General features: G+C 66.9%; 3 protein-coding genes and 1 pseudogene. 2 read left to right on the top strand and 2 right to left on the bottom strand.

Annotation, left to right across the window (positions count from 1 at the left end):
* Positions 1-793: malate:quinone oxidoreductase (locus tag HUK84_RS14695; RefSeq protein WP_176640952.1), on the top strand; the 793-nt coding region annotated here is incomplete at its 5' end.
* Positions 794-797: 4 nt separating this feature from the next.
* Here the strand turns inward: HUK84_RS14695 and HUK84_RS14690 are convergent.
* Both HUK84_RS14690 and HUK84_RS14685 read right to left on the bottom strand, forming a co-directional pair.
* A complete protein-coding gene (locus tag HUK84_RS14690; RefSeq protein WP_176640951.1) occupies positions 798-1469 on the bottom strand; it encodes a uracil-DNA glycosylase in 672 nt (223 codons plus the stop codon).
* Between the two features lie 61 nt (positions 1470-1530).
* Positions 1531-2142, bottom strand: a complete 612-nt coding sequence (locus HUK84_RS14685) for a LabA-like NYN domain-containing protein (RefSeq protein WP_176640950.1) — start codon at positions 2140-2142, stop codon at positions 1531-1533.
* Positions 2143-2416: 274 nt separating this feature from the next.
* On the opposite strand from HUK84_RS14685, the pseudogene HUK84_RS14680 reads away from it, so the two are divergent.
* A pseudogene (locus HUK84_RS14680) lies at positions 2417-2596 on the top strand (2-amino-4-hydroxy-6-hydroxymethyldihydropteridine diphosphokinase); the annotation flags it as partial.

The raw sequence follows: 2596 nt of genomic DNA, 5'->3' as shown, positions 1-2596 counted from the left end.
CGACCTGTCGGTCGCGGCGCGGTTCGTCTTCATCGGCGCGGGCGGCGGCGCGCTGCCGCTGTTGCAGAAAACCGGGATTCCCGAAGCGAAAGGCATTGCGGGCTTTCCGGTCAGCGGCCAGTTCCTGCGCTGCACCAACCCGGAACTGGCCGCCCGGCACCATGCGAAAGTCTATGGCAAGGCGTCGGTCGGCGCGCCGCCGATGTCGGTGCCGCATCTGGACACGCGGGTGATCGAGGGCAGGACCGGCCTGCTGTTCGGGCCCTATGCCGGGTTTTCGACCAAATTTCTCAAGCAGGGCTCGCTGTGGGACCTGCCGAAATCGATCCGCATGGATAATCTGGGGGCGATGCTGGCGGTGGCGCGCGACAATATGCCGCTGACCCGCTATCTGATCGGCCAGATCCTGCAATCGAACACGGCGCGCCTGGCGGCGCTGCGTGACTTCGTCCCCACCGCCCGCGCCGAGGATTGGGACCTGATCGTGGCCGGCCAGCGCGTGCAGGTCATCAAGTCGGATGCGAAGCGGGGCGGGGTGCTGCAGTTCGGCACGGAAATCGTGACCGGCGCCCAGGGCAGCGTGGCGGCCCTGCTGGGGGCCTCGCCCGGCGCGTCCACTGCCGTGCCGATCATGCTGACGATCATCGCCAGATGCTTCCCCGTCGAGATGGCGCGCTGGACCCCGCGCCTGAAGACGATGATCCCGTCCTTCGGGGCGAAGGTGGCGGAGGATGCCGCCCTGTGCGCCCATGTGCGGGACTGGACGATGCGCGTGCTGGAACTGGAAGGCTGATCGGTCAGCCGGCCACCCCGGCATCCCCTGCCGCATCGACCAGACGGCGCAGCCCGGTGACGATGTCGTCGAACATTCCGGCCGTCAGCCGGCCGGTATTCGTGTTGAGGCGCGACACGTGGTAGCTGTCGCACAGGATGGCCCCGTTCGGGAGCGTGGTGCGTGCGCCGTGGGCGAAGCCGGGGCGTGGCCGCAGGTCGCAGGCGGCGACCACCGCGTGATGGGCCACCGCGCCCAGCGACAGGACGGCGCGCAGGCCGGGCATGCAGGCCAGTTCCGATTGCAGGAAGCGGTTGCAGGTGCGGATTTCCCGCGCGATCGGCCGATTGGCGGGGGGCGCGCAGCGCACGGCATTGACGATGCGGCAATCCTGCAGGCGTAGTCCGTCCGACGGGTCGCCGCCATAGCGCCCGGCGGCGAAGCCGTGCCGTATCAGCGTCTCATAGAGCAGGGTGCCGGCATAATCGCCGGTAAAGGGGCGGCCGGTCCGGTTCGCGCCCCGCACGCCCGGGGCCAGGCCGACGATCAGGAGGCGCGCCCGGGGGCTGCCCCACGGGGGGACCGGATCATTCCACCAATCCGGATGGGCCTGCCGGTTGGCCCGCCGATAGGCGACCAGCCGGGGGCACGCCGGGCAGTCGCGCGGCGGCAATTCCGGCGCGCCGGGTCCGGACATGGCCGGACCGATGGAATCGGATCCGGCGGAATCGGGCCGGCCGGGATCAGGGCCGGAGGGGTCAGGCGTCGTGGTCGAGTTCGCTCAACTGGTCGGCCGGGTGCCGGATGGGCGCATTCTGCTGGCGGGCCGGGCGCGCCTCGGACTGGCGGCGCGTGAATTGCGGCGCGATGTCGGCCAGGTCGATGAACTGGTCCGCCTGGCGGCGCAGATCGTCGCCGATCAGCGGCGGCGAGGTCCGGATGGACGACACGACCGAGGTGCGCACCCCCTGCCGCTGCACGGATTCGAGCAGGCGGCGGAAATCGGCGTCGCCGCTGAACAGTACGGCGTGGTCGATCTTCGACGCCATCTCCATCATGTCGACGGCCAGTTCGATATCCATGTTCCCCTTCACCCGCCGGCGGCCGTTCTGGTCGATGAATTCGCGCGCCGTCTTGGTGACCAGGAAATAGCCGTTATAGACCAGCCAATCGGTCAGAGGCTTCAGCGGGGAATATTCCTCGTTCTCGAGGATGGCGGAGTAGTAGTAGGCCCGCACCACGTGCGTCTTCGCCCGGAAGAAGGCCAGCAGATTGCGGTAATCCACGTCGAAGCCCAGATGACGCGACGCGGAATAGAGGCTGGCTCCATCGATGAAGAGACATACGCGCTCATTGGGTTGAAAAAACATGCCGAATGATTCCTGTCGCGTCCTGGTGCATGAGGCGTCGGAAAGCGCGAAGTCCAAAGAGTGCGCATTCGCCGGCTTGACGTCCCGTCCGTATGGGCAAGATAAATTGAGCGCGATATAAATGATATAACGGAAATGACTGGAAAAGGCATTTTCCGTAAAAAAAACCGGATTGTAGCCGCCGCGTTCCGGTCTGCCGCCAGCATGCCGGGTTAATGTCTGGTTTCGTGCACGCTATGGTTGCAAGGCATCTTGGAAAAGGCAACGGATACCGGTGATTCTGATCGCGATCGGGGCGAACCTGCCGCATGCGGACGGCGCGACGCCGCTGGAAACCTGCCGCTGGGCGGCGGCGCAGGTCGCGGCGATTCCCGGATTGCGCGTCGTCGCGCGGTCGCGCTGGTACGAAAGCGCGCCGATTCCGCCATCCGGGCAACCGCCCTATGTCAACGGC

The organism is Nguyenibacter vanlangensis, assembly GCF_013376155.1.
In the GTDB taxonomy this organism is placed as follows: Bacteria; Pseudomonadota; Alphaproteobacteria; order Acetobacterales; family Acetobacteraceae; genus Gluconacetobacter; species Gluconacetobacter vanlangensis.
The sequence above is the reverse complement of the archived record's forward strand: the minus strand, read 5'-3'. Positions and strand labels throughout refer to the sequence as shown.

What these genes read in the sequence shown, in the direction of transcription:
- HUK84_RS14690 (WP_176640951.1), bottom strand. Translation starts at nt 1,469, where the DNA reads ATGTCCGGACCCGGCGCGCCGGAATTGCCGCCGCGCGACTGCCCGGCG.
- HUK84_RS14685 (WP_176640950.1), bottom strand. Translation starts at nt 2,142, where the DNA reads ATGTTTTTTCAACCCAATGAGCGCGTATGTCTCTTCATCGATGGAGCC.